Origin of the sequence: Pseudoalteromonas sp. MB41 (assembly GCF_020966275.1) — a bacterium.
GTDB lineage: Bacteria > Pseudomonadota > Gammaproteobacteria > Enterobacterales > Alteromonadaceae > Pseudoalteromonas > Pseudoalteromonas lipolytica.
In genome coordinates, this window is the sequence record NZ_JAJJZF010000017.1 from 39,274 (window position 1) to 63,792 (window position 24,519).

Below are 24,519 nucleotides of genomic sequence, written 5' to 3' on the forward strand. Positions count from 1 at the left end.
ATAACACACTGCAATGCAGGGGGTTAACTCCCCTGCTTTTTTAGGATTTAAATATGTTTAACTCTCGTTATTTATTATTTTTAATTTGCTTTGTATTTAGCAGTCAGTTATTGGCGACTATTCCAGTCAGTGTGCAATTATGGTCGGTTAAGGACTCCCTTAAAAAAGATTTCCATAATACTTTAAAATCACTCTCTGAAATGGGCTTTGATGGCGTTGAGTTTGCCGCAGACTTTGGCCCTTACAGTGATAACCCTGCCGGCCTCAAAGCAAAACTAACTGAATTGGGCTTACTTGCCAGTAGTGCTCACGTCGGCTTTGATGCACTCAATGAAAGCAATATTGATAGTACACTCCTTTTTTACAAAACACTTGGGGTAACAACACTGTATGTCCCTTGGGATGAGCGAGCATGGCACCCAGAAGGCGTTAAATCATTGGTTAAAGAGCTGACTAAAGTCAGTAATTATGCAAGCCGCTATAATATGAAGATCGGTTTTCACAATCATAATAAAGAGTTTAATGCATTTAATAACGCAACATTTTGGGATTACATCGCTAGCAACACCCCAAATAGCATGCCATTACAACTAGACATTGGCTGGGTTAATTACGCGGGTAAAGACCCTCTTTATTTCATAAAAAAATACCCCAAGCGAACGCTCTCAACACACATAAAAGTTCGTACTAAAAATGGCAGCATACTCAGCCCTATTATTGGTGAAAACAGCATAGATTGGCCAGAAATCATCGACACCTTAGAAACAGATGGTAATACCCAATGGTTAGTGCTTGAGCAAGAGGAATACCCTGAGGGATTAACGCCACTGCAAAGTGTGGCAAAATCGAAAAAGAACTTAGATAAAATTTTAGTGGGGATGTAAATCCCTGCTAATGGCGTTATATAGAAAAATAACGAGCGTTATTCAGCATATAATCGGTAAAATTTTCATTAATTTCTTCACCCAATAAATTTAAACCGCATTATATTACATACTGATTCAAAAAAGGAATTTCATATTAAATAATACAATACAATCAAAAAAGGGACAAAATACCCTCTTTTAGGCTGGTTGTCATATATTACAAGGATCGTAATATAAAGAAAAACATCTCAAGGATAGAGCATGAAAGTCCTAACGCTGAAGAAAAATTCAGAGAAAAGCGTGTTATTAATACTCGCTTTTATACTATTTACCCTGTTGATTCTTTTAGAATATTTACCTGAAAAGTATCTCATTTATCAATTAACGTTGCTAACAACCGTTTGTATATCTGCAATAATTATCGTCTTAGTTATTAGCTCCAAAAGTGAATTAACAATATGCCATCACGGTGTATTTTATCGTTCTATGTTCGGCAACTTTCACATTGAAGCCAGTCGGGTCAAATTGCTCCGTCACTATTCAAAATGTGGTTTTCACTGTGTCATTATGTTTGGTGATAGGTTCTTTCTTTTTGCCCCCTTCTACACGTTAACGTCACGGCAAACACAAGGACTAAAACGCTATAATTCCAATTTATTAAATTGGTTACACGAAAAAAGTAAACACAGAAAACTGCTCTAACCGCTTAAGCAAAAGAAAGATACTTTAATAAAAACATGTTGTGAAAACGCACCATGCTTATATTTATTAAATCATACTATTTAGAGGGTGTTATTTAAGACATTGAATTTTAATGCACTTTATAGAAGCAGCCACCAGGCGGTTTGACTATTTAGTGAAAAATATAGTCAAACCACAGTCAGGCTCTGTTTAAAAAGTGGGCTCTTAGTTATCCCATTCTTTAAGAGCATCTTTAACATATTCATAGCGCCAAGAATTGAATAAGTCAGGCTTAGATGACGTTTTTCGTTCTTCGTTATCGAGCTTCCAGTTCCAACTTATTAATTGGTTAATTTGCTTTTTAGACGCTAAGACATCTTCTGGAATACCCTGCTCTTTTGCTACTTTAGTGATCTTTTGCTTAATATCTTTCGCCGCCTTTTTATAAGCTGGAAAATCAATAAGACGCTTTAATTGCTGCGGATGCTCACTAACGTCAATCGCTTTTCCTCGCTCGATGCACTGTAATATTTCAACCCCCGAACGATTTACTTCCATCGGCTCAATACCCGGTACACGGCGTAAAGAGTTTAAGCTTGCGGGTTTACGTTTGGCAATTTCAACCATATTGTGCTCTTTCACTACAAAGTTAAGCGCAAGGTTTTTTCGCTCAGCTTTTTCACGGCGCCATGCAGCAAGCTCTCGTAATACAGCTAAGTCATGAGGACGTAATTGCCATGCATTTTTAATATCTTTATAAAGCTGATCATAAGGCGTTTGATAAGCCCGTTTTTGCGCAACCAACTCACTTTCACTAATGACGATATCAAAAAAGCCAGCTTCATCAATTTGCTTTTTAATTATTTCGAAACAAGGTAATAAATGAAAAGTATCGGCTGCTGCGTAATCTAGCTGTTTTTTGGTTAATGGGCGTTGTAGCCAGTTTGTTCTTGATTCGCTTTTATCTATTTCGATATCAAGTAATTCTTTGACCATGTGGGCGAACCCCATGCAGTTGCCATGCCCTAAAATTTGCAGTGCAAACTGGGTATCAAACAAGGGGGTTGGAACAAAACCCGCGTACTTTTGAAACACCTCAATATCTTCTGACGGAGAGTGCAATACCTTTAAAACATCTGGGTTTTTAAGCACTTGCCAAAAATCATAAAGTGACAACTCTGCCAATGGATCGATTAGCGCTAAGTGCTCACCATCAAAAACTTGAATAAGTGCGACCTCTGGGTACAAGGTGCGACGGCGCATAAATTCGGTATCAATAGCAAGCACAGACTTGCCTGTAATTTGTTCTACAAAATCATTTAATTGGTTTTGCGTTTCGATCACTTGGTATTGCACTTATACCCCTTTAAATATCAATTACCATAAAAAAAGCCGGCTAATGCCGGCTCTTATTATTTTTCGTCCTTTAAGGCTCTTCTCAGAATCTTACCAACGTTTGTTTTTGGTAATTCATCCCTAAACTCAACCAGTTTAGGCACCTTATAGTTCGTTAAATTATCACGACAGTGTTTTATTATATCTTTTTCAGTTAAAGATTGATCTTTTTTCACGACAAAAACTTTAACTTGTTCACCACTTACTTCATGCGGGATACCGATTGCTGCGACTTCAAGCACACCTTCGTGCATTGCAACCACTTCTTCAATCTCATTTGGGAATACATTAAAGCCCGACACAATGATCATGTCTTTCTTACGATCCACAATATAGAAGAAACCTTCATCATCGTATGTCGCAATATCACCTGTTGCAAACCAGCCATCTTTTAAGCACTCAGCTGTGGCATCTGGGCGATTATAATAACCGAGCATAACTTGTGGGCCTTTAACCCATAGTTCGCCGGGTTCACCTTTTGCTGCTTCTTCACCGTTTTCAAGCATTAGCTTAATATCAGTGCTTGGCGCAGGTAAACCAATTGAGCCATTGTAGCTGTCTAGATCGTATGGACTCACTGTAACAAGTGGCGCACACTCAGTTAGGCCATAGCCTTCCATCAATTTGGTTTTTGTGACAGCTTGCCATTTTTCGGCAACAGGACGTTGCACCGCCATACCACCGCCTAATGACATTTTTAAACTTGAGAAATCAAGTTCAGCAAATCCTGGAGTATTCAATAAACCATTAAACAACGTATTTACACCCGTCACGGCTGTAAATTTATGTTGCGCTAACTCTTTGACGAAACCAGGCATATCACGTGGGTTTGTGATCAGCACGTTTAAGCCACCATATTTCATGAAGGTTAAACAGTTAGCTGTCAGTGCAAAGATGTGATAAAGCGGCAGCGCTGTAATAACCACTTCTTTACCGCGCTCTAAAACATTATCTAAGCAACCTGATACTTGTTCAAGGTTACCAACCATATTACCGTGCGATAACATAGCCCCTTTTGACACACCGGTTGTTCCACCTGTGTATTGTAAGAATGCTAAGTCGTTAAGATCGACATCTGGCTTTTTATAGGTTGCTTCATCACCCGCAAGCACATCAGAAAACTTGATTACATTTGGGAGTGAGTAACTTGGCACCATTTTTTTGATATATTTAACAACAAAGTTAACGATATGCTTTTTGAGGCCGCCAACCATGTCGCCCACTTGTGTGACCACAATGTGTTTGACGTTCGTTTTTGGTAATGCTTTTTCGAGGGTGTCAGCAAAATTAGCAAGAATAAATATTGCAGATGACTCAGAGTCATTTAACTGATGCTCTAATTCACGAACCGTGTAAAGTGGATTGACATTAACCACTACACAACCAGCGCGAAGAATACCTAAAATTGTTACCGGCGTTTGCAGTAAGTTAGGCATCATTACCGCTACTTTATCGCCTTTTTTTAGACCAAGATCATTTTGAATGTACGACGCAACACGTTTTGTTGCATTGTCGATTTCGCTGTAGGTCAACACTTTACCCATGTTAGTAAAGGCTGGAAGGTCACTATAGTCAGCAAAACTTTTTTCAAACAAGTCGAGTAACGAGTGATAATGCTCAGGGTCGATTGTTTCAGGCATACCTTCTGGGTAGCGCTTAAGCCAGATTTTTTCCACTCTTAGCTCCTGTTTATAATTATATTTTTTAATAACCTTAATCTAACTAAGGCCGTTTCACAATGGAGTAAATACTCTAATGGTGCAGATAATCCCATATTTGGTGCAATTATACAATTAACTTGCTTTATCGTGCCTAATAAATGCATGAATGTGTTCTAAGGTTAATGCAGGACTTTGCATATGGCAATGGTGACCGCCTGGTATCTGATGAATTTTTAACTCCTTGTAATATTTACCATAAGCATCTAAGTTTTGTTTTACGAACTCAAATCCTTTATCGCCCATTATAAGCTGGCATGGGGCTTTAATGAGTTTAATTGTTGCTTCACATTGTGCCTCATTAAAACGAAACCCTGAATGATTTTTAAGCTTAGGATCGGTTCTCAAGTACCACTTACCACCCTTTTCATAACAATTACGCTCCATGAGGAGCGCAGCGTGCGGGTACGCTAAATCACCACTGGCGAGTCTTGCACTAATAATGTGCGCCTTTGACTCAAATGCGCGTGGCTGTTTACTGTTTACACGTGCCCGGTTCAAAATTGCTTTTCGAAGTTGACTCGCTGTATCTGAACTGGGTGTAGTCACACAGCCTATCCCTTCTATAAAATTGACCGAGGCCACTTTTTCTGGAAAGCAACTTGCGAAAACGCCTGCAACCATCGCTCCCATCGAATGACCAACTAAGTGAACACGATCCACATTGAGTGTCGCAAGTAACATATAGATATCATCAATGTAATCTATAAAGTAGTAATGTGCATCTTTATTACGCCAATCTGATAAGCCGTGCCCCGGAAAATCAACGCAATACCATGTGTGGTTCAAGGTCGCATTATGTAGCATAGGCAGGTAACTATTTGCGTTATCTAGCCATCCGTGTAAAGCAATCACAACCTCTTCACCATGACCAAAGGTTAGGCCATGCAAGGTTTTATCGCCAGTTTGATAAGAAAAAGGCTGCACACTTGCTCCTATTTTTTAAACGTTTCAACTTAAAGGCGTTTATTTATCGTCTGGCTAGTATACAATAATCTCGGCAGTATAAATAAGGGCACAATAATAAGGTTACATCAATGAAATTTAAATTAAGTCTTTTAGCATTATTATGCTCAGCAAGTTCAGTTATGGCTGAATCTGCACCAAAAAATATCATTTATATGATTGGTGATGGAATGGGCCCTGCATATACCACCGCTTATCGTTACTTTAAAGATGATCCAAACACCAAAGTTGTAGACCCCACTGTATTCGATACTATTTTACGTGGTATGGCGCACACTTACCCTGATGACCATACTTATGTGACAGACAGTGCAGCGGGCGCAACAGCGTTAAGCAGTGGACGAAAAAGTTATAATGGTGCTATCGCCGTTGATACTGACAAAAAGCCAGTCAAAACAATGCTCGAAATAGCTAAAGAGCGTGGTATGACAACGGCTCTTGTGGCAACGTCACAAATTAATCATGCAACACCTGCGAGCTTTGCAGCGCACAATGAATCTCGTCGTAACTATGACGAAATCGCTAACGACTATATTGATAATAAAATCGCCGGTAAATTACCCGTCGATCTTATGTTAGGTGGCGGTACGAAATACTATGTACGTGATGATCGCAATCTTGTAGAAGAGTTTAAATCGGCTGGTTATCAGTACAGTGATGACTTTGCAGCCCTTAATGAGATAAAGCAAATACCTGCGCTGGGTTTATTTGCCGAAGTCGGTTTACCGTTTGCGCTGGACGAAAACCCAACACGTTTAACACAAATGACGTCTAAAGCGCTTGATTTACTTGATGGTCAAAATGATAAAGGGTTCTTTGTCATGATCGAAGGCAGTCAAATTGATTGGTGTGGTCATGCGAACGATATCGCGTGTGCAATGGGTGAAATGGACGACTTTGCAAAGTCTATCGAACAGGCAAAAGCGTATGTTGATAAAAACCCAGACACGTTACTTGTCATCACAGCTGATCACTCAACAGGTGGTTTAACTCTGGGTGCTCACGGTCAATATAAGTGGGAAACAGAAGTCGTTAAAGGTGTTAAAGCGACGGCGGGTACCATTACTGATGAGTTACAAAAAACTGACGACTTAAAGTCAGTATGGCAACGTTATACTAATATTGAATTTACCGAAGAAAATAGTATCAAACTTGAGCAAGCTAAAAAAATGGGTGATAAAGCGTTACTCCTTGCTGTAAAAGATATTATTAACCACGCTAGTTTTACTGGCTGGACAACGGGTGGTCATACAGCTATTGACGTACAAGTTTTTGCTTACGGTCAGCGCGCAAAAGACTTTTACGGTTCGCAAAACAACACAGACATTGCTGATAAGTTGATTGATTTTATTAAACAGTAATCGTTTTAAACGAAAAAAGCCTAAACAAGTGTTTAGGCTTTTTTTATGTTTATCGTTTTCACATTAAGCATACACATCTACACCTATCAGGCTTTGCACCTCAGCACGTCGCTCTAAATTAGCAAACTCGGTATACGTCGAAATAGCACGGCTAATTTTCGGGTTATTTGGCTTATCGTAAATGGTTTGCTGATAGTTTTGTGACTCTGTTTTAAATTCGGCTGCGAGCGCAACACCTTGAGGGCTCGTTTTAACATATTCCGTTGACGATTTTTGCTCAGCCGATTGGTCTGATATCGCCTTAGGCGCATCAGTTACGGTATTTTTACGGCTATACTGACCCGGTATATCGCCAGTGAAAAAGCCTGAGCCAATCGGTAACGTCAAGGTCTTAATCCCAATTTAAAGATGCTTAAATTATGTGTCATAAATGCCAACGCTGCAAGTTTAGGGTGTGGTTATTACCCATAAATAGGCTATAACGCAGCACACATACCAAACATGCGCTGCCCTTCGGGTTCTTCCTAGGGGCGATTAACTCTTGGTTGCCTACATAATATAGGTGAGAGGCTGAGCAGCACACGGCAGCTTTGCTCGATTATTACTCAGCTCGGTTATTACTTAGCTCGGTTATTACTCAGATCACTAGGTTACAAACCTCGCACCGCGATTAAATCCCTTCTAGCGTGAACACATTTTAATTATGAAAGGTCAACATGTTCTCGTTATTCACGCCCGGGAAGCTTTTTCCACGTTACGGTATCTCGCACATATTTAGGTTGAGCATTTGCAGCACTTACCGTATCACCTTTTTCAAACGCACTGGCAACCGATGCCAACATGTACTGAGCATCAGGCAATAAAATGTCTGGACTTACGCTTATATTTGCCGTATCACTGGCAAGTTCTGGGTACGTTTTCCAGCCTGTACCTACCGCCGTTGCGGAGTTATCTGGCAGGGTAAGTAGTTCTGGTTTAATCACTTGTTCTTCATTCACAAGTGTCATTAAACCGTGCTCATTTGCTTGATATTGAGCAAAGTATATTTCCCCCATACGTGCATCAATTGCTGAGAGCACATCTGAAACATGATGTTGTTCATGTGCTTGCTGAGCCATCATTTGCAGCGTTGATACACCCACAAGCGGTAATTTGGCCGCATAGGCCAAACCTTGCGCGATGGCTACGCTGATACGTACCCCCGTAAAACTGCCGGGGCCTTGACCAAAACCAATCACGTCTAACTGCGTTAATTTACATTGCGCTTTGGTTAATAATTCATCAATTAAAGGCAATATTTTTTGACTGTGCTGTTGCGGGCACTCTTCAAAATGATGAAATGTTTGCCCTTGATAATGAAGCACAATTGATAAGGCTTCTGTTGATGCATCGAGGGCAAGAATATTTTGTTTAATCATCTACATTACTCTAATTGATCTGTTCTAAAAAGGCGTTTGCCATTGCTAAATCACGCGTACGTCGCATGGGTGGCAAACTTTTTAAAAATACTTGGCCGTATTGGCGTGTCACTAATCGATTATCACAAATAACCAATACACCTTTATCTTTGTTATCACGAATAAGGCGCCCTACTCCTTGCTTTAGGGCAATTACCGCTTGAGGTAATTGAATATGCGCAAAAGGGTCTTTACCTTGCAGTTGGCAATCTTGCATGCGCGCTTGAAGCAGGGGGTCGTCTGGTGCAGCAAACGGTAATTTATCAATAATAACACAACTTAATGTACTGCCTCTAACATCCACCCCTTCCCAAAAAGAGGCAGTGCCAAGTAAAACAGCATTACCGTGGCGAGTGAATTTTTCAAGAATAATCCGTTTTGACATTTGCCCTTGCATGTACACCGGGTAATCTAATTGTGTGGTTAACCCTTCCGCCACCAAATGCATCATACGGTAACTTGTAAACAGTACAAAGCAACGCCCTTTGGCTGATTTAATAAGCTCAAGTGTTAACTTAATAATGGCATGTGGCATGTTGTTAGCGTGCGACTCAGGTAAATAGCGAGGTAAACACAGCAAGGCCTGTTGTTCATAGTCAAATGGGCTTTCAACAATCATGCTTTGCGCGGGTTTTAAACCAAGGCTGGCGTTAAAGTGGCCAAGATCATTATCTACCGACAACGTGGCTGAGGTAAAAACAAATCCAGCCCCAGTGTCTTTCATCATCTGTGCAAATTTTGCCGACACGTTCAGCGGCGTAATGTTCACCGTTAAATAGCGACGCGTGGTTTCGTACCAATAGCTATAACCTGTTTGTGCTGTATCGAATACACGTTCAAGCTGCCCTTTAAAGGCCAACGTGCGTTCAAAGGGGTGCTCTATTTTTTCACTGCGATCTAAGCATAGTTTTAGTACTTGATATAAAAAGTCGAGATCGCTTATCACCCGATGCAGTGCCGCGCAGATATCTTTATCGGCCAGCTTTTCTCGCCAATCTCCGCGACTGCCATCAATACCAAACTGCAAGCGTAAGTCAGCCACACTGGTTTCTAGTTTATTGAGCGTTTTACCCAGCTGCAACATATCGGGGATATCGGCACGGTAAATTGCCCGCAGATCATTAATTAAATCCACCAGCTTTTTTGTACTGACACTTTCACCAAAGTAATCACTGGCAATCTCACTTAATTGGTGTGCTTCATCAAAAATATAGGCATCGGCTGTTGGCATTAATTCAGCAAAACCGGTGTCTTTTACCGCCATATCAGCGAAGAATAAGTGGTGATTAATCACCACAACATCCGCTTCCATCGCATTTAATCGTGCTTTACGTATATAACAATCTTGAAAGTCAGGGCACTCTTTCCCTAAGCAATTATCGGCCGTTGAACTGACATAGGGCAGCACTTTTGCATCTTCTTCAATACCAATACAATCGGCTAAATCACCTGAACGTGTTTCGCTGGCAAATTTTGCGACCATTGCTAATTGATGCATGACATCCGGGTCATCTGTTGGCACGTGCGCTACATGCTGACTTAACCGATATGTACATAAATAGTTTGCACGGCCTTTTAATAAGGCCACTTTTTTTGTCGCGCTTAATGCTTTTACTAAGTTTGGCAAATCACGATGAAACAACTGCTCTTGCAGGGCTTTTGACCCAGTAGAAATAATTGTCTTACCTTTTGATTTTAATGCAGGAGCCAAGTAAGCATAAGTTTTACCCGTCCCCGTTCCTGCCTCAACCACTAATTGATGACGTTTTTGCAAGGCGTCATCAACCGCAACAGCCATATCAATTTGTGGCTGTCGAGGTGTGTATCCATCAAGAGAAAGCGCAAGAGGGCCAGTGGCACTGAAAAGTTGTTTGATAAACTTCGCCAATAGATTAAAAGTGATGGCCAGATTTTACGTAACTGACTTGCCAAGGGCAAGACTAAATACAATGTGGGCTAGACATCACTCACAACTAAAAATATCTATCCATAAAGGTATACAAATTGCTTTCTGTTATGGCATATACGTCATAAGAGTTGAATATGTTTTCTGAATTGGCACTAAATGTGTGGGTAAACGAGCCATGGCTACTCGTAATTGGTGGCACATTTACAGCTGCTATTATATTGTTTTTAATAAAGTTTATAATTATTTACTGTTTAAAAACGTGGACCCAGCGCACAGACTTTGTGTTTGACTCTTTGCTCGTCGACTCAATTTCCACGCCACTTACTTTATGCACAATGATGGTGCTTGTGATCATTTTTGGTCATTTATTAAACATGACTGATTTTCTAACTGACTACCCGCTTCCTATCGCAGCGACTGCGAAATCAATATTAATTTTTGCTTTAGTGCTATTTTTAGATCACTTCTTATTCGGTACCGTTGACTATTACAGTTCGCGCTCTTTAGTGGTGTCTAACAGCCGCAGCATTATTAAAGGAGTGATCCGCTGTGCCATTGTCAGTGTTGGACTACTGGTTTTATTAGGCACATTAGGTATTTCAATCACGCCTATTATCGCGTCGCTAGGGATCACTTCCCTCGCCGTTGCTCTTGCCTTACAGCCGACATTAGAAAATTTTTTCTCTGGGGTTCAACTGGTTATCGATAAACCTATTAGAGTCGGCGACTTTATCGAGCTTGAGAGTGGTGACCAAGGGTTTGTTGAAAAAATAGGCTGGCGATCAACGTGGGTGAAAATGTTGCCCAATAACATGATAGTGATCCCCAATAGTCAGTTGTCTAAATCGCGAATCATCAATTATTTTTACCCTGAAAAAGAGCTCAGTGTGCCAGTGGAAGTGGGGGTACATTATGGTTCCGATCTTGAAAAGGTCGAGCAAATAACACTTGATGTAGCAAGGCAAGTTCTAAAAAGCCATGAATGGGGAATTGATGACTACGACACGTTTGTCGTGTTTCACACCTTTGATCAATCAAGTATTAATTTTACTGTGATGCTAAGAGTGAAAGAGTACTTTAATCGTTTTTGGGTGAAATCGGCTTTTATCAAAGCATTACATAAACGCTACGCCCAAGAAGGTATTGTGATTCCTTACCCTATTCGTGCTATAAACACGACACAAGAGTCTGCGTCGTTTAAAGACTCACATTGACCTAGCTAAATTTATGATAATTGCACTTTCCAACAGGTTGGATTTGTCTCTTTTGAGACAATTTTAACAGCAATTATACAAATGCAATCAGCACCTTGAATTTTTACTCTAAAATTTAATGAAAATCGCATAAACACTGTGACATACGTATGATACAGGCGTACCATATGCGCCCAGAAAGTGACTGCTTTCTGTGTCTTGTTTATAAAATATTTAAGGTCAAACAATGAATGCTTGGTACCTCATTTGTTTTCTTTCAGCATTAGCTATTTTTATTGCTTTTGCTAACCAGTTCATCCTCAAAATGCAAACAACAATTGCTATAACAACAGGCTCTGTTGTTATTTCTTTACTCCTTATTCTCGCCGTTAAAATGCTCGGTGATTCCACAGCCCTCGAAATGACTCAGGTGGTTTCAAGTATTAACTTTAATCAGTTATTGTTAAAGGGCATGCTAGGGTTTTTGCTGTTTGCAGGTGCGCTTGAAATTAATTTAGCAGCGCTGCGTAAACAGCGGTGGGAAATAACCGCATTAGTGCTATTTTCAACCATTACTTCAACCGTGATTGTAGGGTACTTGAGCTATTATTTATTTGCTTTTGTGGGCTGGCCTGTCCCTTTCATTTACTGTTTGTTATTTGGAGCATTAATTAGCCCTACTGACCCTATTGCCGTGTTAGCCATTATTAAACAAATGCGAGCCCCAGAAGGTATTTCTGTGCAAGTGGAAGGTGAGTCTTTGTTTAATGATGGTATTGGTTTGGTGATCTTTACCACTATTTTCTCGGTGGCTTTTTATGGTACAGAGGCAACGTTTACTGACGTAGCAGAGTTATTTTTAGTCGATGCAATCGGCGGCATTGTGTTTGGTTTAGTAATCGCATTAGTCGGGCACTTTTTAATCATTAATAGCCGCGATGTTAATATTCGCTTATTACTAACACTCACCATTCCTACTGCGGGCTTTGCAGCTGCTAACATTTGGGAAATATCAGGTGCTCTGGCAATGGTCACAAGTGGTATTTTGTTGGGTAATATTACCCGCTCAAAAGCGACTGAACGAACCGGTCCTGAAGATACTCGCTATGTAAAAGACTTTTGGCATGCAACCGACAGTTTCTTAAATGCCTTACTATTTTTGATTATCGGTATGCTAATTGTCACTATGCCTATCACCATTCAAGAAATTGGTCTTGGCTTACTCATGGTACCTGTTGTATTACTTGCGCGTTTTATCAGCGTGGGGACGCCATTTATGTTCTTCAAGAAGTATAGGCAATACGACAAACATTCTGTGAAGATTCTAACATGGGGTGGCCTAAGAGGCGGGTTAGCACTGGCAATGGCTGCGGCAATACCTCGCGACCAAGTAATGATTGCGGGCTCAGACCTTCATGATTTAATTGTCATTGTGACTTACGTCGTCGTCATTTTTTCTATTATTGTGCAAGGCTTAACTATTTCACCACTTATTCAAAGCAGTATTCAATCTGCCAAACACGTAACTGGAAAATAGTATCGCTGCATGTGCGTTATACCAATTGAGTTAATTGTTGAACCTAATGAAAGTTAAACATTTGACTCGGTTGGTATTAATAGGTTCTTTTTTATCACTTTTGTTTTGTACATTCGGCTATCTGCTAGCGCCAATAGGTGTGACAGTGAGCATGGTTTTTGCCCTGAAAAATTGGCAATCCCATGCGAAAAACTAAGGTTAAATTTATGCTTAAATTGGCCTGACAATTCACTAAATGATTCAGCTAATCGCTGCATAATGACTTCGCATTCTTGGGTACTCAAATCAGTAAACAAAATAACAAATTCATCGCCACTCAATCGGGCAAACAAATCTGCTTTTCTGCAACACGATGCTAGAACATTGGCGAAGCCTTTCAATACCTCATCGCCAGTAGCATGACCAAACGTATCGTTAATCGGTTTAAAATTATCGAGATCAATAAAGACCAACTTCGCTTTTAAATTTTGTCTGATACATAAATCTAAATAACGCTCAGCCGTACTGCTGAAACTTCGTCGATTAGGCAATAATGTTAACTCATCAGTTGTTGCCAATTGCATCACTGCGAGCTCTCGTTCAATAATGGCGGTAAAGTCTTTTAACACATTCGCTTGTTCTTGGGTGAACGACCGAGGCTGATGGTCAATTATGCATAAAGTGCCAATACGATTGCCTGACTGCAATGTAATAGGGCTACCAGCATAAAAACGGATATTGGGCTCACCTGTCACCAAGGGATTATCAGCAAACCTAGGGTCTAGCAATGCATCACAGACTACCAATGGACCATTATCTAAAATCGCATGGGCACAAAAAGAGATATCACGCGGTGTTTGTTTTACGCTGACCCCAATGCATGACTTGAACCACTGCCGGTGTTCATCAACAAGACTGATTAAACAAATAGGGACCGAAAAGAACTGCTGAACAAGGCGCGTTATTCTATCCAGCGCTGGATCATTTGGGGTATCTAAAATTTCGAGTGCACGAAGCTCTTCAAGGCGCGCTTTTTCACTAAATGGTACTGCTGGCTTATCCATAATATCGCCTTGAATCTGAAAATTAATTTTACTCTATAAACCTAGCACAAAGTGCTAGAAAACGAGATAAAAATAATTTTATTTTCTTAAGCATTAAGCCCATGTATCGAGGTGCTTATTGCCGTCTTCATCTTCTTCGATAATATCTTTATCCTTTTTATCAGCACTTTTATTAGCACTTTCGGCTGCTTTTTTACGCCGTTCAATTTCGCGTTTTTGCCGCTTTTCGAGTTCAATTCTCTGCACGTTCGCATCTTTTACACCCGCAATGTGGAATGCACCTTTACTCTCAAGTTGTAAACGCGTGATGCGTCCTAAAAAGGGGATCATGATATCCATTTGTACCTCCTACCCATCCACTTATTATCGACCGTTATAGCATATTCTTTAATTGCAAAAAAAAGTGCTTGCCAAAAATATTAAAAACATGTTTATCTATATACGTAAATTATTTAAACAGATTAACGCACTGGTTTACACAAACGAGTGCAACACAGGAAAGATTATGCGCTTCAACTTGACAACTATCCATCATCACCATCATTCACCGGAATAGCCTGTCAGGTTTTTCGCTGAGAGGTTATTCCTAAAAGGAACCTCTGGCGAGTAATCAACCACATTATTTATTTTCGCCCTGAGGTTTCCTCGGGGTTTTTAGTTTTTGAATTAAAGGAAAATGAATAATGAGTAATAACAACCGTTTACGTATCGCCATCCAGAAAGGCGGCCGACTATCAAAAGACTGCCAAGAGCTTTTAAAACAGCTAGGCGTTAAATTGAATCTTCGTGAACAACGCCTAATAGCACACTCTACTAACATGCCCATTGATGTACTTCGTGTACGTGATGACGATATTCCAGGCCTAGTTATGGACGGTGTGTGTGACTTAGGTATCGTTGGCGAAAACGTGCTTGTTGAAGTACAAGCCGAGCGCGAGCGCCAAGGCGCTGCATTTGAAGTAAATAAACTGTCAAAACTTGATTTCGGCTATTGCCGCTTAGCACTGGCTTGGCCACAAGAGCTTGGTGTGCAAAAGAAGAGCTGGTTTGAAGGCAAGCGCATTGCCACTACCTACCCTGAAATTCTAGGTCAATATCTAAAACGTGAAGGCATCAACGCAAGCACAGTTATGCTAACAGGCTCTGTAGAAGTGGCTCCGCGTGCAGGCCTTGCCGATGCTATCTGTGATTTAGTGTCTACCGGTGCAACACTTGAAGCCAACGGCTTAATGCAAGGCGATACTATCCTCGAATCAAATGCCTGTTTAATCCAAAACAAAGACCTGACAGATCAAAGCAAACTTGATTTAATCAACACCCTAATGCCGCGTTTACGGGGTGTACGCCAAGCTAAAGAAAGTAAGTACATCATGCTACACGCGCCAAAAGCAAAACTCGATGAAGTGTGTGATTTATTGCCTGGCACAGGTCAACCAACATTACTTGCTTTAGCCGGTAGTGATGATTATGTGGCACTGCACATGGTGAGCAGCGAAACCTTATTCTGGGAAACGATGGAAGAGTTGAAAGCACTCGGTGCAAACTCGATCCTCGTTATGCCAATTGAAAAAATGATGGAGTAAGTATCCATGTTTCGCTGGAATGAGGAAAACCAACTCGCACAGCAAGCGGTACTTACCCGCCCTGCTGTCACGGCAAGCAAAGAGATCGAATCAATTTGCATCGATATCTTAGCGGCAGTCAAAGAGCAAGGCGACGCTGCGCTTTTAAACATGGCAAAACAATTTGATAAGCGCGAAACACCGCGTTTATTAGTGCCCGTTGAAGAAATTGATCAAGCAGAACAGTTTTTATCGAGCGAATTAAAAGCCGCGATTGAAACAGCTTACGCTAATGTAAAACGCTTTCACCAAGCACAATTACCAAAAGACATTAAACTAACAACTCAACCTGGGGTGTTATGTGAGCTTAAATACCAAGCGATTGAAGCAGTGGGTATATACGTACCCGGTGGCAGTGCGCCATTACCTTCGTCGGTTATTATGCAAGGTGTCCTTGCACAATTAAGCGGTGCAAAAACTGTTGTGCTTGCAACACCTGTTAAGGGCGATGAAAGCATTAACCCTGCAATTCTCTATGCAGCTAAGCTATGCGGTATTAGAACAATTGTTGAAAGTGGCGGCGCAGGGGCAATTGCAGCGATGGCTTACGGCACTGAGTCTGTACCGAAGGTCAATAAAGTATTTGGCCCAGGCAACAGTTTTGTGACAATGGCAAAACAGCTTGTCGCCCAGACGATTCCGGGCATGGCAATTGATATGCCTGCAGGTCCTTCTGAGGTACTGGTGATTGCTGATGAACGTGCAAATCCTGAATTTATTGCTGCCGATTTATTATCGCAGGCAGAACACGGTGCTGATTCACAAGTAATCTTACTGTGTAATAGTGAGCGCATTATTGAACTTACGCAGCAAGCATTAACAACGCAGCTTGCAAAATTAAGCCGTAAAGAAACCGCTGAACAAGCCCTTGCAAATTCAAGCTTGATTTTAGTCGACTCTATTGAGCAGGCATTTGAAGTATCAGCACAATATGGTCCTGAACACCTAATTTTACAACTTGCTGATGCTCAGCCTTATTTAGGCTTAGTTAAAAATGCTGGCTCTGTCTTTGTGGGCGACTATACACCGGAATCTGCAGGCGATTATGCGTCAGGTACTAACCACGTACTACCAACGTATGGTTACAGTGCCACCTATTCGAGCTTAAACTTACTGGACTTTTTTAGAACTTACACAGTACAAACCATTAGCAAAAATGGGTTACGTGAATTATCTAAAGCAATTTTACCTTTGGCCGCAGCAGAAGGGCTTGATGCTCACGCTAATGCTGTTTCAATTCGTCTTGAGGCACTAAATAATGAGCGATAACTCAACACTTACCACACAGTTGCCAGACAACATTGCAGCCCTAACAGCTTATAGCTCAGCAAAGAGCGAGAAACTGACTGGAACAACGTGGCTAAATGCCAACGAAAGTCCCTACTCTCGCACGCCTACTGTGAGTTTGGCCGATTTAAATCGCTACCCCGATCCACAGCCAACACAGGTTATTAACCGTTACGCATGTTATGCCAACTTAGAGCCAGAGCAAGTGCTGATGACACGCGGTGCCGATGAAGGCATTGAGCTATTGGTGCGTACATTTTGCCGCCCAGCAAAAGACAGTATCGCGCTATTTTTACCAACCTATGGTATGTACAAAGTCACTGCCGACACTCACAACGTGAGCATTAACGGTCTCACCCAAGAGTTACTGTTAAAAGGCACGGTGGATGAAATTGTTGCTGCGATAGCTGACTCGAAATTAGTTTTCATTTGTAATCCTAATAATCCAACAGGCAGCATGACGAGCCTAGACAAGATCAGAAAGATTACCCAACAACTTGCGGGTAAAGCCATCGTCGTGGTAGATGAAGCTTATATAGAGTTTTGTCCAGAACACACTGCAGCAAGCTTAATTAATGAATTTAATAATCTTGTGGTGCTAAGAACCTTATCTAAAGCGTTTGCATTAGCAGGTTTGCGTACAGGCTTCACACTTGCAAACAGTGATTTACTGGCACCGATCCGTAAAGTAATTGCGCCTTATCCAGTATCAACTGTAGTCGCACGTATTGCGGCTGATGCACTCAGTAGCGATAACATCGCCTCAATGCGTCGCCAAGTTACTATATTAAATAGTTTAAAAGCCAAACTAAAAGACTGGCTTGAACAATCATCGGCCGTGGTTAAGGTGCTTAGTGGTGAAGGTAACTTTGTAACCTTAAAGCTAAAAGATAAACAGTCATTTAATATTGCATTGGCACAAGGTCTTGTGATGCGCGCATTCACTCTTTATGGTGAAAATGATTGGCTGCGCATTTCAATCGGTAATGAACAAGAATTAGAACAAGTAAAAATTTGGCTAGATGGTTTATCACTTGCCAGTAACACAGTAGAACAGGAAGTATAATGAGTAACCCGTATTTATTTATTGACCGCGATGGCACCATTATCGAAGAGCCAATCACCGATAAACAGGTAGATAGCCTCGAGAAATTAGTATTTTTACCCAATGTGATCCCTGCTCTACTGCAACTTCAAGCAGCGGGATACCGCTTAGTTATGGTATCGAACCAAGATGGACTAGGTACAGATAGCTTCCCAACGGCTGATTTTGACATTGCGCAAGACAAAATGATGAATATCCTCAACAGCCAAGGTATTCAATTTGACGAAGTACTGATTTGCCCCCACTTTGATGCAGACAATTGCAACTGCCGTAAACCTAAAACAGGGTTGCTGACTGAACTTATGCGCTCAGGCAAAGTTGATTTAGCCCGTTCATTTGTCATCGGTGACCGCCAAACAGATATAGGTCTTGCTGCTAACTTATGCTGCGAAGGCATTTTATACACCGGCAGTTGGGATGCCATTGTCACTCAGCTAACAACACAAAACCGTGAAGGTCGCATAACCCGCAACACCAAAGAAACGCAAATCGATGTGCAGGTTAATTTAGACCAAACCAAAAATGGCGACATTAGTACTGGCCTTGGCTTTTTTGATCACATGCTTGACCAAATTCGCACCCACGCCAATATCGGACTTAATGTTCAAGCCACGGGCGACTTACACATTGATGAACACCACCTCGTTGAAGACATTGGTATTGCCTTAGGGCTAGCACTTAAACAAGCGCTGGGTACAAAAACGCAAATTGGCCGTTATGGATTTGCGCTACCGATGGATGAATGTAAAGCCGAGGCGCAAATAGATTTATCGGGCCGTGCATCGTTTGTGTTAAATGCCGATTTTAGCCGTGAAAAAGTCGGCGACTTAGATGTGCAAATGGTTGAGCATTTCTTTAAAAGTTTAAGTGACAACGCCGCAATGAGCCTGATTTTGTCAGTCAGCGAGGGTAACTGTCATCACCAAGTAGAAGGCTTATTTAAAGCCTTTGCCAGAGCGCTGCGCGCTGCTATCGCAAAAGATGCCACGCAACAAACTGCCAGCTCGAAGGGGTGTTTATGATTGCCATAATTAATACGGGTTGTGCCAATATCAACTCGGTGCGTTTTGCGTTTGAGCGACTCGGTCAAAATCCAGAAGTGATCACTTCGCCTGAGCAACTAAAAGGCTTTGAACGTGCTATTTTACCCGGTGTAGGCCATGCTTCTGTGGCAATGAAGCGCCTAAAAGACGGTGGCTGGCAACAAGCCATTGATGAATATCATCGTCCGCTTATGGGCATTTGTTTAGGCATGCAATTACTTTGCGAAAGCACCGAAGAAGGCAATGTTGATTGCCTAGGTAAAATCCCGGGTATTGTTAAGCAACTTGACGTAGGTACATTGACATCACCGCATATGGGCTGGAACGACCTAACAGTATTAAAAGAGCATGCGCTCACTAAAGGTTTAACAGCGCAAGATCATGTTTACTTTGTGCATAGCTTTGCTCACACCGTCAACGATGCCACGCTTGTCAGTGGTGAATACGGAAACACTTTCTCTGCGATTGTTGCAAAAGATAACTATGCAGGCATGCAATTTCACCCAGAGCGCAGTGCCAAAGTCGGCACCCGATTATTACAAAACTTTTTAGATTGGCAGCTGTAAGCGCAGCACAAAAATAAGAGACCAAAACGTGATTATTCCAGCACTTGATGTATTACAAAACCAAATTGTGCGCTTATACCAAGGTAAGTATGATACAGCACAATTTTACCCTTACGAACTAGGCGCACGCTTACAATCGTACGCAAACAGCGGTGCAGGTAAGCTGCACCTTGTTGATTTAGAGGGCGCACGCGACCCGAGCAAAAAGCAATGGCAACATATTCAAACCGCGACCAAAGCATTAAACGTCCCTTATCAGGTTGGCGGCGGTATTCGCTCTGAACACGATGTGGCCGACTGGCTAGAAGCCGGAGCTAACCAAGTTGTGATTGGTTCAATGGCCGTTGAAAAGCGCGAGCAAGTCCAAGCATGGATTGAAAGGTTTGGGGCCGAACATTTCGTGATTGCCCTTGATGTAAACAAAACCGAAAACGGCTGGGCTCCTGCCACTCACGGTTGGTTAAGTGAATCTGAGTTTGGATTATTTGAACTTGTTGATTTTTACGTAGCATTGGGCGTCATTGACTTTCTGTGCACTGATATCAGTAAAGACGGCACCATGACAGGCCCTTCATTTGCACTGTATGAAGATTTAATAAACCACAACAACCAAATAAAAGTACAAGCATCTGGCGGCGTAAGCTCGCTTGACGATATCGCCAAGCTTAAAAAACTCGGTGTGGGTGGGGTTATCTTAGGTAAGTCATTGCTTGATGGTGCCTTTAATGTTGAGGAGGCGTTAGCATGTTATCAAAACGCATAATTCCTTGCTTAGATGTCAAAGACGGCCAAGTCGTAAAAGGCGTTAAGTTTAAAGGCCACGAAGTGGTTGGTGATATTTTAACACTTGCAAAAGCATACAGCGATGCCGGTGCTGATGAACTGGTGTTTTATGAAATTAGCGCCAGTGTCGAAAAACGCCTACTTGATGTAAATTGGGTTGAGAGTATTGCCCGCCATATTGATATTCCATTTTGTGTGGCTGGTGGCATTAAATCAGTTGCCGACGCAGCGCGTGTGCTAGAGCGCGGCGCAGATAAAATCAGTATCAACAGCCCTGCCATTGCACGCCCTGAACTTATCAAAGAATTACACGATGAGTTTGGTAAACAATGTGTGGTTGTCGGCATTGATAGCTTTTACGATGAAACCACTGGCGAATATTTAGTGTACCAATTAACGGGTGACCCTAATGCATCAAGCCGTACACGATACAAAACCGAAGAATGGGTCAAGCGTGTGCAAGACCTAGGCGCAGGTGAAATCGTGTTAAACTGCATGAACCAAGATGGTGTGCGTAAAGGTTACGACAATGTTCAGCTTTCTAAAATGCGCGCATTATGCGACATTCCGCTAATTGCATCAGGTGGTGCCGGCACAATGCAAGACTTTGTTGATGTATTTCAGCAAAGCCACGTTGACGGTGCACTTGCTGCCAGCGTATTTCATAAGAACGTCATTAACATTGGCGAACTAAAACAATTTTTAATCGATAATAATATAGCGGCACGACTATGCAATTAACCAAAGATAACCTTACTCAAGTCGATTTTGCCAAAAGCGAATTGATCCCAGCCATTGTGCAAGACGCACGCTCTGGGATTATTTTGATGCAAGGTTTTATGAATGCGGACGCCTTAGCCGCCACCTTCGACAAGCAAACAGTGACCTTTTACTCACGTTCAAAGCAGCGCTTGTGGACCAAAGGCGAAACATCAGAAAACTACCTTGAAGTCGTCTCTGTTCACACTGATTGTGATTACGATTCCATTTTAGTACTCGCAAACCCATTAGGCCCAACCTGTCATTTAGGCACGCAAAGCTGCTTTGGTGATGACGCTAAACCCAGCCTAGCTTTTTTAGCTGAACTTGAACAAGTGATTGTTTCACGCAAAGACGATGACCCAAGTAAAAGCTACACAGCGTCTTTATTTTCAAAAGACTTAAGCCGTAGTTGCCAAAAAGTCGGTGAAGAAGGTGTTGAAGTGGCACTGGCAGCCATGAAGCATGACAACGATGAATTAACCAATGAATCGGCTGACTTACTGTATCACTTAACCGTGTTATTACAGCGTCAAGGCCTTTCACTGGCTGATGTCGTGAGCTGCTTACAAGGCCGCCATAAGTAACATTAAACGCTTAAGATGCCGCTAAAAATGGCGCATCTTAAGCTATTACATAAAAAATTTTAAACCCATTTAAACCTTTCTCCTCCACGTTTACGACTAAGCTAACAACACCATACATATAAAAGGGAAAGTCATGTTGAGCACAGTTAAAACGTTATCACTCATTGCCGCAGGTTTGTTATCAGCGCAAACATTCGCGTGGGGCGATATGCCTCTACAAAACACTAAAAACCTGACACTAAACGCAAAATCACTAAGCGCTCTAAAAGTAGAAGCCGGTTCAGGTTTTTTACACATAACAGGCAGTGACACTGATGAAGTAACCGTAAAAGCTGAAATTTACCAAGATCAGCCTCACGATGAATACTGCTTAGGACTTGAGGCTAAAGGCAGTAATGCAGAGCTTTCTGCTGGCCAATGTGACTACCACACGAATAAACAAACACGCATTGATTTAACCGTCAGTATTCCACGTTCATTTAATGTCAACGTGCACGACGGCTCTGGCGAAATTATTATTCGCAAAGCTGCTAACACCGTGATCAACGATGGTTCAGGTTCCATTGAGGCAATCGACATTCAAGGCACACTTGAAATCAATGATGGCTCTGGCAGCATTAACGTAAGAAACGTCAGTCGTGATATTAAAATTCACGATGGTTCTGGCAACATTGATGTCGCACACACCCAAGGTAATATAAATGTTCACGACGGCTCTGGTGGCATCGACTTAAACGATATCGCAGGTGATGTGGTTATTTCAGACGGTTCTGGCAGCATTCGTGTTGATAAAGCAGCTAACTTTGAACTACTTAGCGATGGCTCAGGTTCAGTTAACGTAACGAATATTTTAGGTAAAACAACGTTATAAATACGCGTATGTATAATAATGTTATTCAATTGCCCCTTATTTATGGGGCAATTTGTCATCACAAAAACCCCCGCCAATAAATCTTTATTAGCATTTTTACAAGGGCTTAGGTATCCTTTAGGAAACGTTAAAGGAACTGCTATTTAAAAGGATAGCCTGATATGAAAAAGCCACTCGCCGCCTTACTTTTTGGCCTTGTTTTAACAGGTTGTACTGGCCTTACGACCGAGCAACAAGCCGCCATAGATAATTTGACACCTTGCGAGAAGATTAATGCACTTTTAGGCGCATACGACAATCGCTTTGAAGGCTTAAAACGCAGCCGTGTGAACACAAAATACATGGAAACATGGACAGCAAAATACAACCTAATTTCCGACAACTGCCAAATTACAGCGCTTGATAATGACAATGTCACGTATCGTTGTGTAGGTAACTACGCGCAACAACAGCAAGCGGTTGCAGATCACACTCGGGCAGTCAATTTCACCCAAGCTTGTTTAGCAGATAATAACTGGCATCAAACCCAAAAAGAGTCTGCAGAATCACTGCGTACAACGTTTGTGCTTGATGAAAATACCCCCGTTATTTCTATTCATTCGGGTAAAACATTATCGCGAAAACAGCCTTGGTCAACCACTCTTGAAATTGGTAAACCTGTTGCAGGTAAATAACCTATCGAATGCAATAAGGCCACATTGTTGTGGCCTTAACATTTAACTCGCATGACAGACTCTAAAAAGCCAAAATCCACATATAAAACTGACTGCATTGGGCAATGCCATCGACTTAATGGCTACTGCACTGGGTGTGGCCGAACGAATGATGAAATTTTTGATTGGATCATTTTATCTGAAAAAGAAAAGTGTGCGATTTTAAATACCCCTCGCTCTGACATAAAAACGAAATAATGCTGACACCCCAGCGTCATTAAAGCTTGTTAGCCTGATTAAAACGACTCATCAGGTAAGCATAATGCCCCCTATTTTTGTAATTAACTTAGCAAGTTCAATAGAGCGACTAAACCGCGTAAGCGATGAGCTTAATGCACAGAACTTAGCATTTGAGCGCATTGATGCTGTCGATGGTAAAACATTAACAGACGCAGATATCGCCAAGCATTACAATGCACGTTTAAACCTTAAAAAGTACCACAAACCTTTAAGTCGAGGTGAAATAGGCTGTTACCTGAGTCACCGAAAAGCATGGCAAACAATCGTCGATAGGCAACTCGACTACGCCATTATTTTAGAAGATGATTTTGTGCTCGACCGCTCAATTCACAGTGCTATCGAGAACATCAATCACTTAAAACAGCCATGGCAACTCATTAAATTGGCCGCGTATAAAAATCGCAATCGTGACATTGCATACGCAAAACCGCTTGCAGATGGTCAGCACTTAGCAATTCATAAAAAACTCATGTCTGGCTGCTGCGCAACGGCTATTAGCTTAGCGGGGGCTAAAGCACTGCTTAAGGCCACAGACACATTTGCGCGCCCTGTAGACTGCGATTTGCAACACGTGTGGGAAACCGGCGTTTATGGCTTTTCACTCCTGCCTTACCCTGTTATACAACCTGACAGTGCGCAAAGCGATATTCGTGATAGGTCTTGTCAGGTTAAAAAGTCATTTTGGCGACGTAAAAAGCAACAGCTACACAGTGCAATTTTAAACGCAAAATACACCAAACAGTTTGTAAAAGCCCAACAAACGCCCGACAAAAAGAAAGGAGCCGCAGCTCCTCTCTTACCAATCAAAAATCATTAA

At 41.6% G+C, this 24,519-nt stretch carries 25 protein-coding genes; 17 read left to right on the forward strand and 8 right to left on the reverse strand.

What is annotated here, in order from left to right:
* Positions 1–53 precede the first annotated feature (53 nt).
* Both LPA49_RS15440 and LPA49_RS15445 read left to right on the forward strand, forming a co-directional pair.
* The gene (locus tag LPA49_RS15440; RefSeq protein ID WP_074989075.1) at positions 54–884 is read left to right on the forward strand and encodes a sugar phosphate isomerase/epimerase; all 831 of its coding nucleotides are present in this window, start codon (positions 54–56) and stop codon (positions 882–884) included.
* A 243-nt stretch (positions 885–1,127) separates the two neighbouring features.
* Positions 1,128–1,568, forward strand: a complete 441-nt coding sequence (locus tag LPA49_RS15445; protein ID WP_230237053.1) for a hypothetical protein — start codon at positions 1,128–1,130, stop codon at positions 1,566–1,568.
* A gap of 204 nt (positions 1,569–1,772) precedes the next feature.
* Here the strand turns inward: LPA49_RS15445 and rnd are convergent, their stop codons facing one another.
* The 3 genes from rnd to LPA49_RS15460 all read right to left on the reverse strand — a co-directional run bounded on the left by rnd (position 1,773) and on the right by LPA49_RS15460 (position 5,587).
* Positions 1,773–2,903: a ribonuclease D gene (gene rnd / locus LPA49_RS15450; protein WP_036971939.1), complete on the reverse strand. Its 1,131-nt coding sequence runs from the start codon at positions 2,901–2,903 to the stop codon at positions 1,773–1,775.
* Between the two features lie 56 nt (positions 2,904–2,959).
* On the reverse strand, positions 2,960–4,618 hold the full coding sequence (fadD, locus tag LPA49_RS15455) for a long-chain-fatty-acid--CoA ligase FadD (RefSeq protein WP_065979053.1): 1,659 nt from the start codon (positions 4,616–4,618) through the stop codon (positions 2,960–2,962).
* 117 nt (positions 4,619–4,735) lie between these two features.
* Positions 4,736–5,587, reverse strand: coding sequence for an alpha/beta fold hydrolase (locus tag LPA49_RS15460; protein ID WP_036971941.1), 852 nt, complete (start codon positions 5,585–5,587; stop codon positions 4,736–4,738).
* Positions 5,588–5,697: 110 nt separating this feature from the next.
* Between LPA49_RS15460 and LPA49_RS15465 the strand changes: the two genes are divergently transcribed.
* Positions 5,698–6,987: an alkaline phosphatase gene (locus tag LPA49_RS15465; protein WP_036971942.1), complete on the forward strand. Its 1,290-nt coding sequence runs from the start codon at positions 5,698–5,700 to the stop codon at positions 6,985–6,987.
* 63 nt (positions 6,988–7,050) lie between these two features.
* On the opposite strand, the gene LPA49_RS15470 is transcribed toward LPA49_RS15465, so the two are convergent.
* The 3 genes from LPA49_RS15470 to LPA49_RS15480 all read right to left on the reverse strand — a co-directional run bounded on the left by LPA49_RS15470 (position 7,051) and on the right by LPA49_RS15480 (position 10,332).
* Positions 7,051–7,374, reverse strand: a complete 324-nt coding sequence (locus tag LPA49_RS15470; RefSeq protein ID WP_065979051.1) for a hypothetical protein — start codon at positions 7,372–7,374, stop codon at positions 7,051–7,053.
* 338 nt (positions 7,375–7,712) lie between these two features.
* Positions 7,713–8,405: a tRNA (adenosine(37)-N6)-threonylcarbamoyltransferase complex dimerization subunit type 1 TsaB gene (tsaB, locus tag LPA49_RS15475; RefSeq protein WP_074989071.1), complete on the reverse strand. Its 693-nt coding sequence runs from the start codon at positions 8,403–8,405 to the stop codon at positions 7,713–7,715.
* 10 nt (positions 8,406–8,415) lie between these two features.
* The gene (locus LPA49_RS15480) at positions 8,416–10,332 is read right to left on the reverse strand and encodes an ATP-dependent DNA helicase (protein WP_036971947.1); all 1,917 of its coding nucleotides are present in this window, start codon (positions 10,330–10,332) and stop codon (positions 8,416–8,418) included.
* Between the two features lie 155 nt (positions 10,333–10,487).
* On the opposite strand from LPA49_RS15480, the gene LPA49_RS15485 reads away from it, so the two are divergent.
* Positions 10,488–11,567, forward strand: coding sequence for a mechanosensitive ion channel family protein (locus tag LPA49_RS15485; protein WP_230237056.1), 1,080 nt, complete (start codon positions 10,488–10,490; stop codon positions 11,565–11,567).
* A gap of 226 nt (positions 11,568–11,793) precedes the next feature.
* Positions 11,794–13,083, forward strand: a complete 1,290-nt coding sequence (locus LPA49_RS15490; RefSeq protein WP_118844883.1) for a sodium:proton antiporter — start codon at positions 11,794–11,796, stop codon at positions 13,081–13,083.
* A 53-nt stretch (positions 13,084–13,136) separates the two neighbouring features.
* On the opposite strand, the gene LPA49_RS15495 is transcribed toward LPA49_RS15490, so the two are convergent.
* Both LPA49_RS15495 and LPA49_RS15500 read right to left on the reverse strand, forming a co-directional pair.
* The gene (locus LPA49_RS15495; RefSeq protein ID WP_036971958.1) at positions 13,137–14,126 is read right to left on the reverse strand and encodes a sensor domain-containing diguanylate cyclase; all 990 of its coding nucleotides are present in this window, start codon (positions 14,124–14,126) and stop codon (positions 13,137–13,139) included.
* Positions 14,127–14,219: 93 nt separating this feature from the next.
* Positions 14,220–14,465 carry a hypothetical protein gene (locus LPA49_RS15500; protein ID WP_230237058.1) on the reverse strand — a complete coding sequence of 82 codons (246 nt, stop codon included), beginning with the start codon at positions 14,463–14,465 and terminating at the stop codon, positions 14,220–14,222.
* A gap of 344 nt (positions 14,466–14,809) precedes the next feature.
* On the opposite strand from LPA49_RS15500, the gene hisG reads away from it, so the two are divergent.
* The 12 genes from hisG (at position 14,810) to LPA49_RS15560 (ending at position 24,519) form a co-directional block, all read left to right on the forward strand.
* Positions 14,810–15,709, forward strand: a complete 900-nt coding sequence (gene hisG, locus LPA49_RS15505) for an ATP phosphoribosyltransferase (protein ID WP_036971963.1) — start codon at positions 14,810–14,812, stop codon at positions 15,707–15,709.
* A 6-nt stretch (positions 15,710–15,715) separates the two neighbouring features.
* Positions 15,716–17,017, forward strand: coding sequence for a histidinol dehydrogenase (gene hisD, locus LPA49_RS15510; RefSeq protein ID WP_036971965.1), 1,302 nt, complete (start codon positions 15,716–15,718; stop codon positions 17,015–17,017).
* Positions 17,007–18,101, forward strand: coding sequence for a histidinol-phosphate transaminase (gene hisC / locus LPA49_RS15515; RefSeq protein ID WP_230237061.1), 1,095 nt, complete (start codon positions 17,007–17,009; stop codon positions 18,099–18,101). Before hisD ends, hisC begins: the two co-directional genes overlap by 11 nt.
* Entirely contained in the window at positions 18,101–19,162 is a 1,062-nt protein-coding gene (gene hisB / locus LPA49_RS15520; RefSeq protein WP_036971969.1) for a bifunctional histidinol-phosphatase/imidazoleglycerol-phosphate dehydratase HisB, read from the forward strand. The genes hisC and hisB overlap by 1 nt, the downstream gene beginning before the upstream one ends.
* Positions 19,159–19,749: an imidazole glycerol phosphate synthase subunit HisH gene (gene hisH / locus LPA49_RS15525; protein ID WP_230237064.1), complete on the forward strand. Its 591-nt coding sequence runs from the start codon at positions 19,159–19,161 to the stop codon at positions 19,747–19,749. Before hisB ends, hisH begins: the two co-directional genes overlap by 4 nt.
* A gap of 28 nt (positions 19,750–19,777) precedes the next feature.
* Complete coding sequence (locus LPA49_RS15530) at positions 19,778–20,512, forward strand: 1-(5-phosphoribosyl)-5-[(5-phosphoribosylamino)methylideneamino] imidazole-4-carboxamide isomerase (protein ID WP_230237067.1); 735 nt, start codon at positions 19,778–19,780, stop codon at positions 20,510–20,512.
* Positions 20,494–21,273, forward strand: coding sequence for an imidazole glycerol phosphate synthase subunit HisF (gene hisF, locus LPA49_RS15535; protein WP_036971975.1), 780 nt, complete (start codon positions 20,494–20,496; stop codon positions 21,271–21,273). The genes LPA49_RS15530 and hisF overlap by 19 nt, the downstream gene beginning before the upstream one ends.
* On the forward strand, positions 21,264–21,878 hold the full coding sequence (hisIE, locus tag LPA49_RS15540; protein WP_230237069.1) for a bifunctional phosphoribosyl-AMP cyclohydrolase/phosphoribosyl-ATP diphosphatase HisIE: 615 nt from the start codon (positions 21,264–21,266) through the stop codon (positions 21,876–21,878). The genes hisF and hisIE overlap by 10 nt, the downstream gene beginning before the upstream one ends.
* A gap of 133 nt (positions 21,879–22,011) precedes the next feature.
* The gene (locus LPA49_RS15545) at positions 22,012–22,749 is read left to right on the forward strand and encodes a DUF4097 domain-containing protein (protein ID WP_230237072.1); all 738 of its coding nucleotides are present in this window, start codon (positions 22,012–22,014) and stop codon (positions 22,747–22,749) included.
* Between the two features lie 161 nt (positions 22,750–22,910).
* On the forward strand, positions 22,911–23,423 hold the full coding sequence (locus LPA49_RS15550) for a hypothetical protein (RefSeq protein WP_075593264.1): 513 nt from the start codon (positions 22,911–22,913) through the stop codon (positions 23,421–23,423).
* 51 nt (positions 23,424–23,474) lie between these two features.
* A complete protein-coding gene (locus LPA49_RS15555) occupies positions 23,475–23,660 on the forward strand; it encodes a DUF1289 domain-containing protein (protein WP_083633614.1) in 186 nt (61 codons plus the stop codon).
* 64 nt (positions 23,661–23,724) lie between these two features.
* Positions 23,725–24,519, forward strand: a complete 795-nt coding sequence (locus tag LPA49_RS15560) for a glycosyltransferase family 25 protein (RefSeq protein ID WP_230237075.1) — start codon at positions 23,725–23,727, stop codon at positions 24,517–24,519.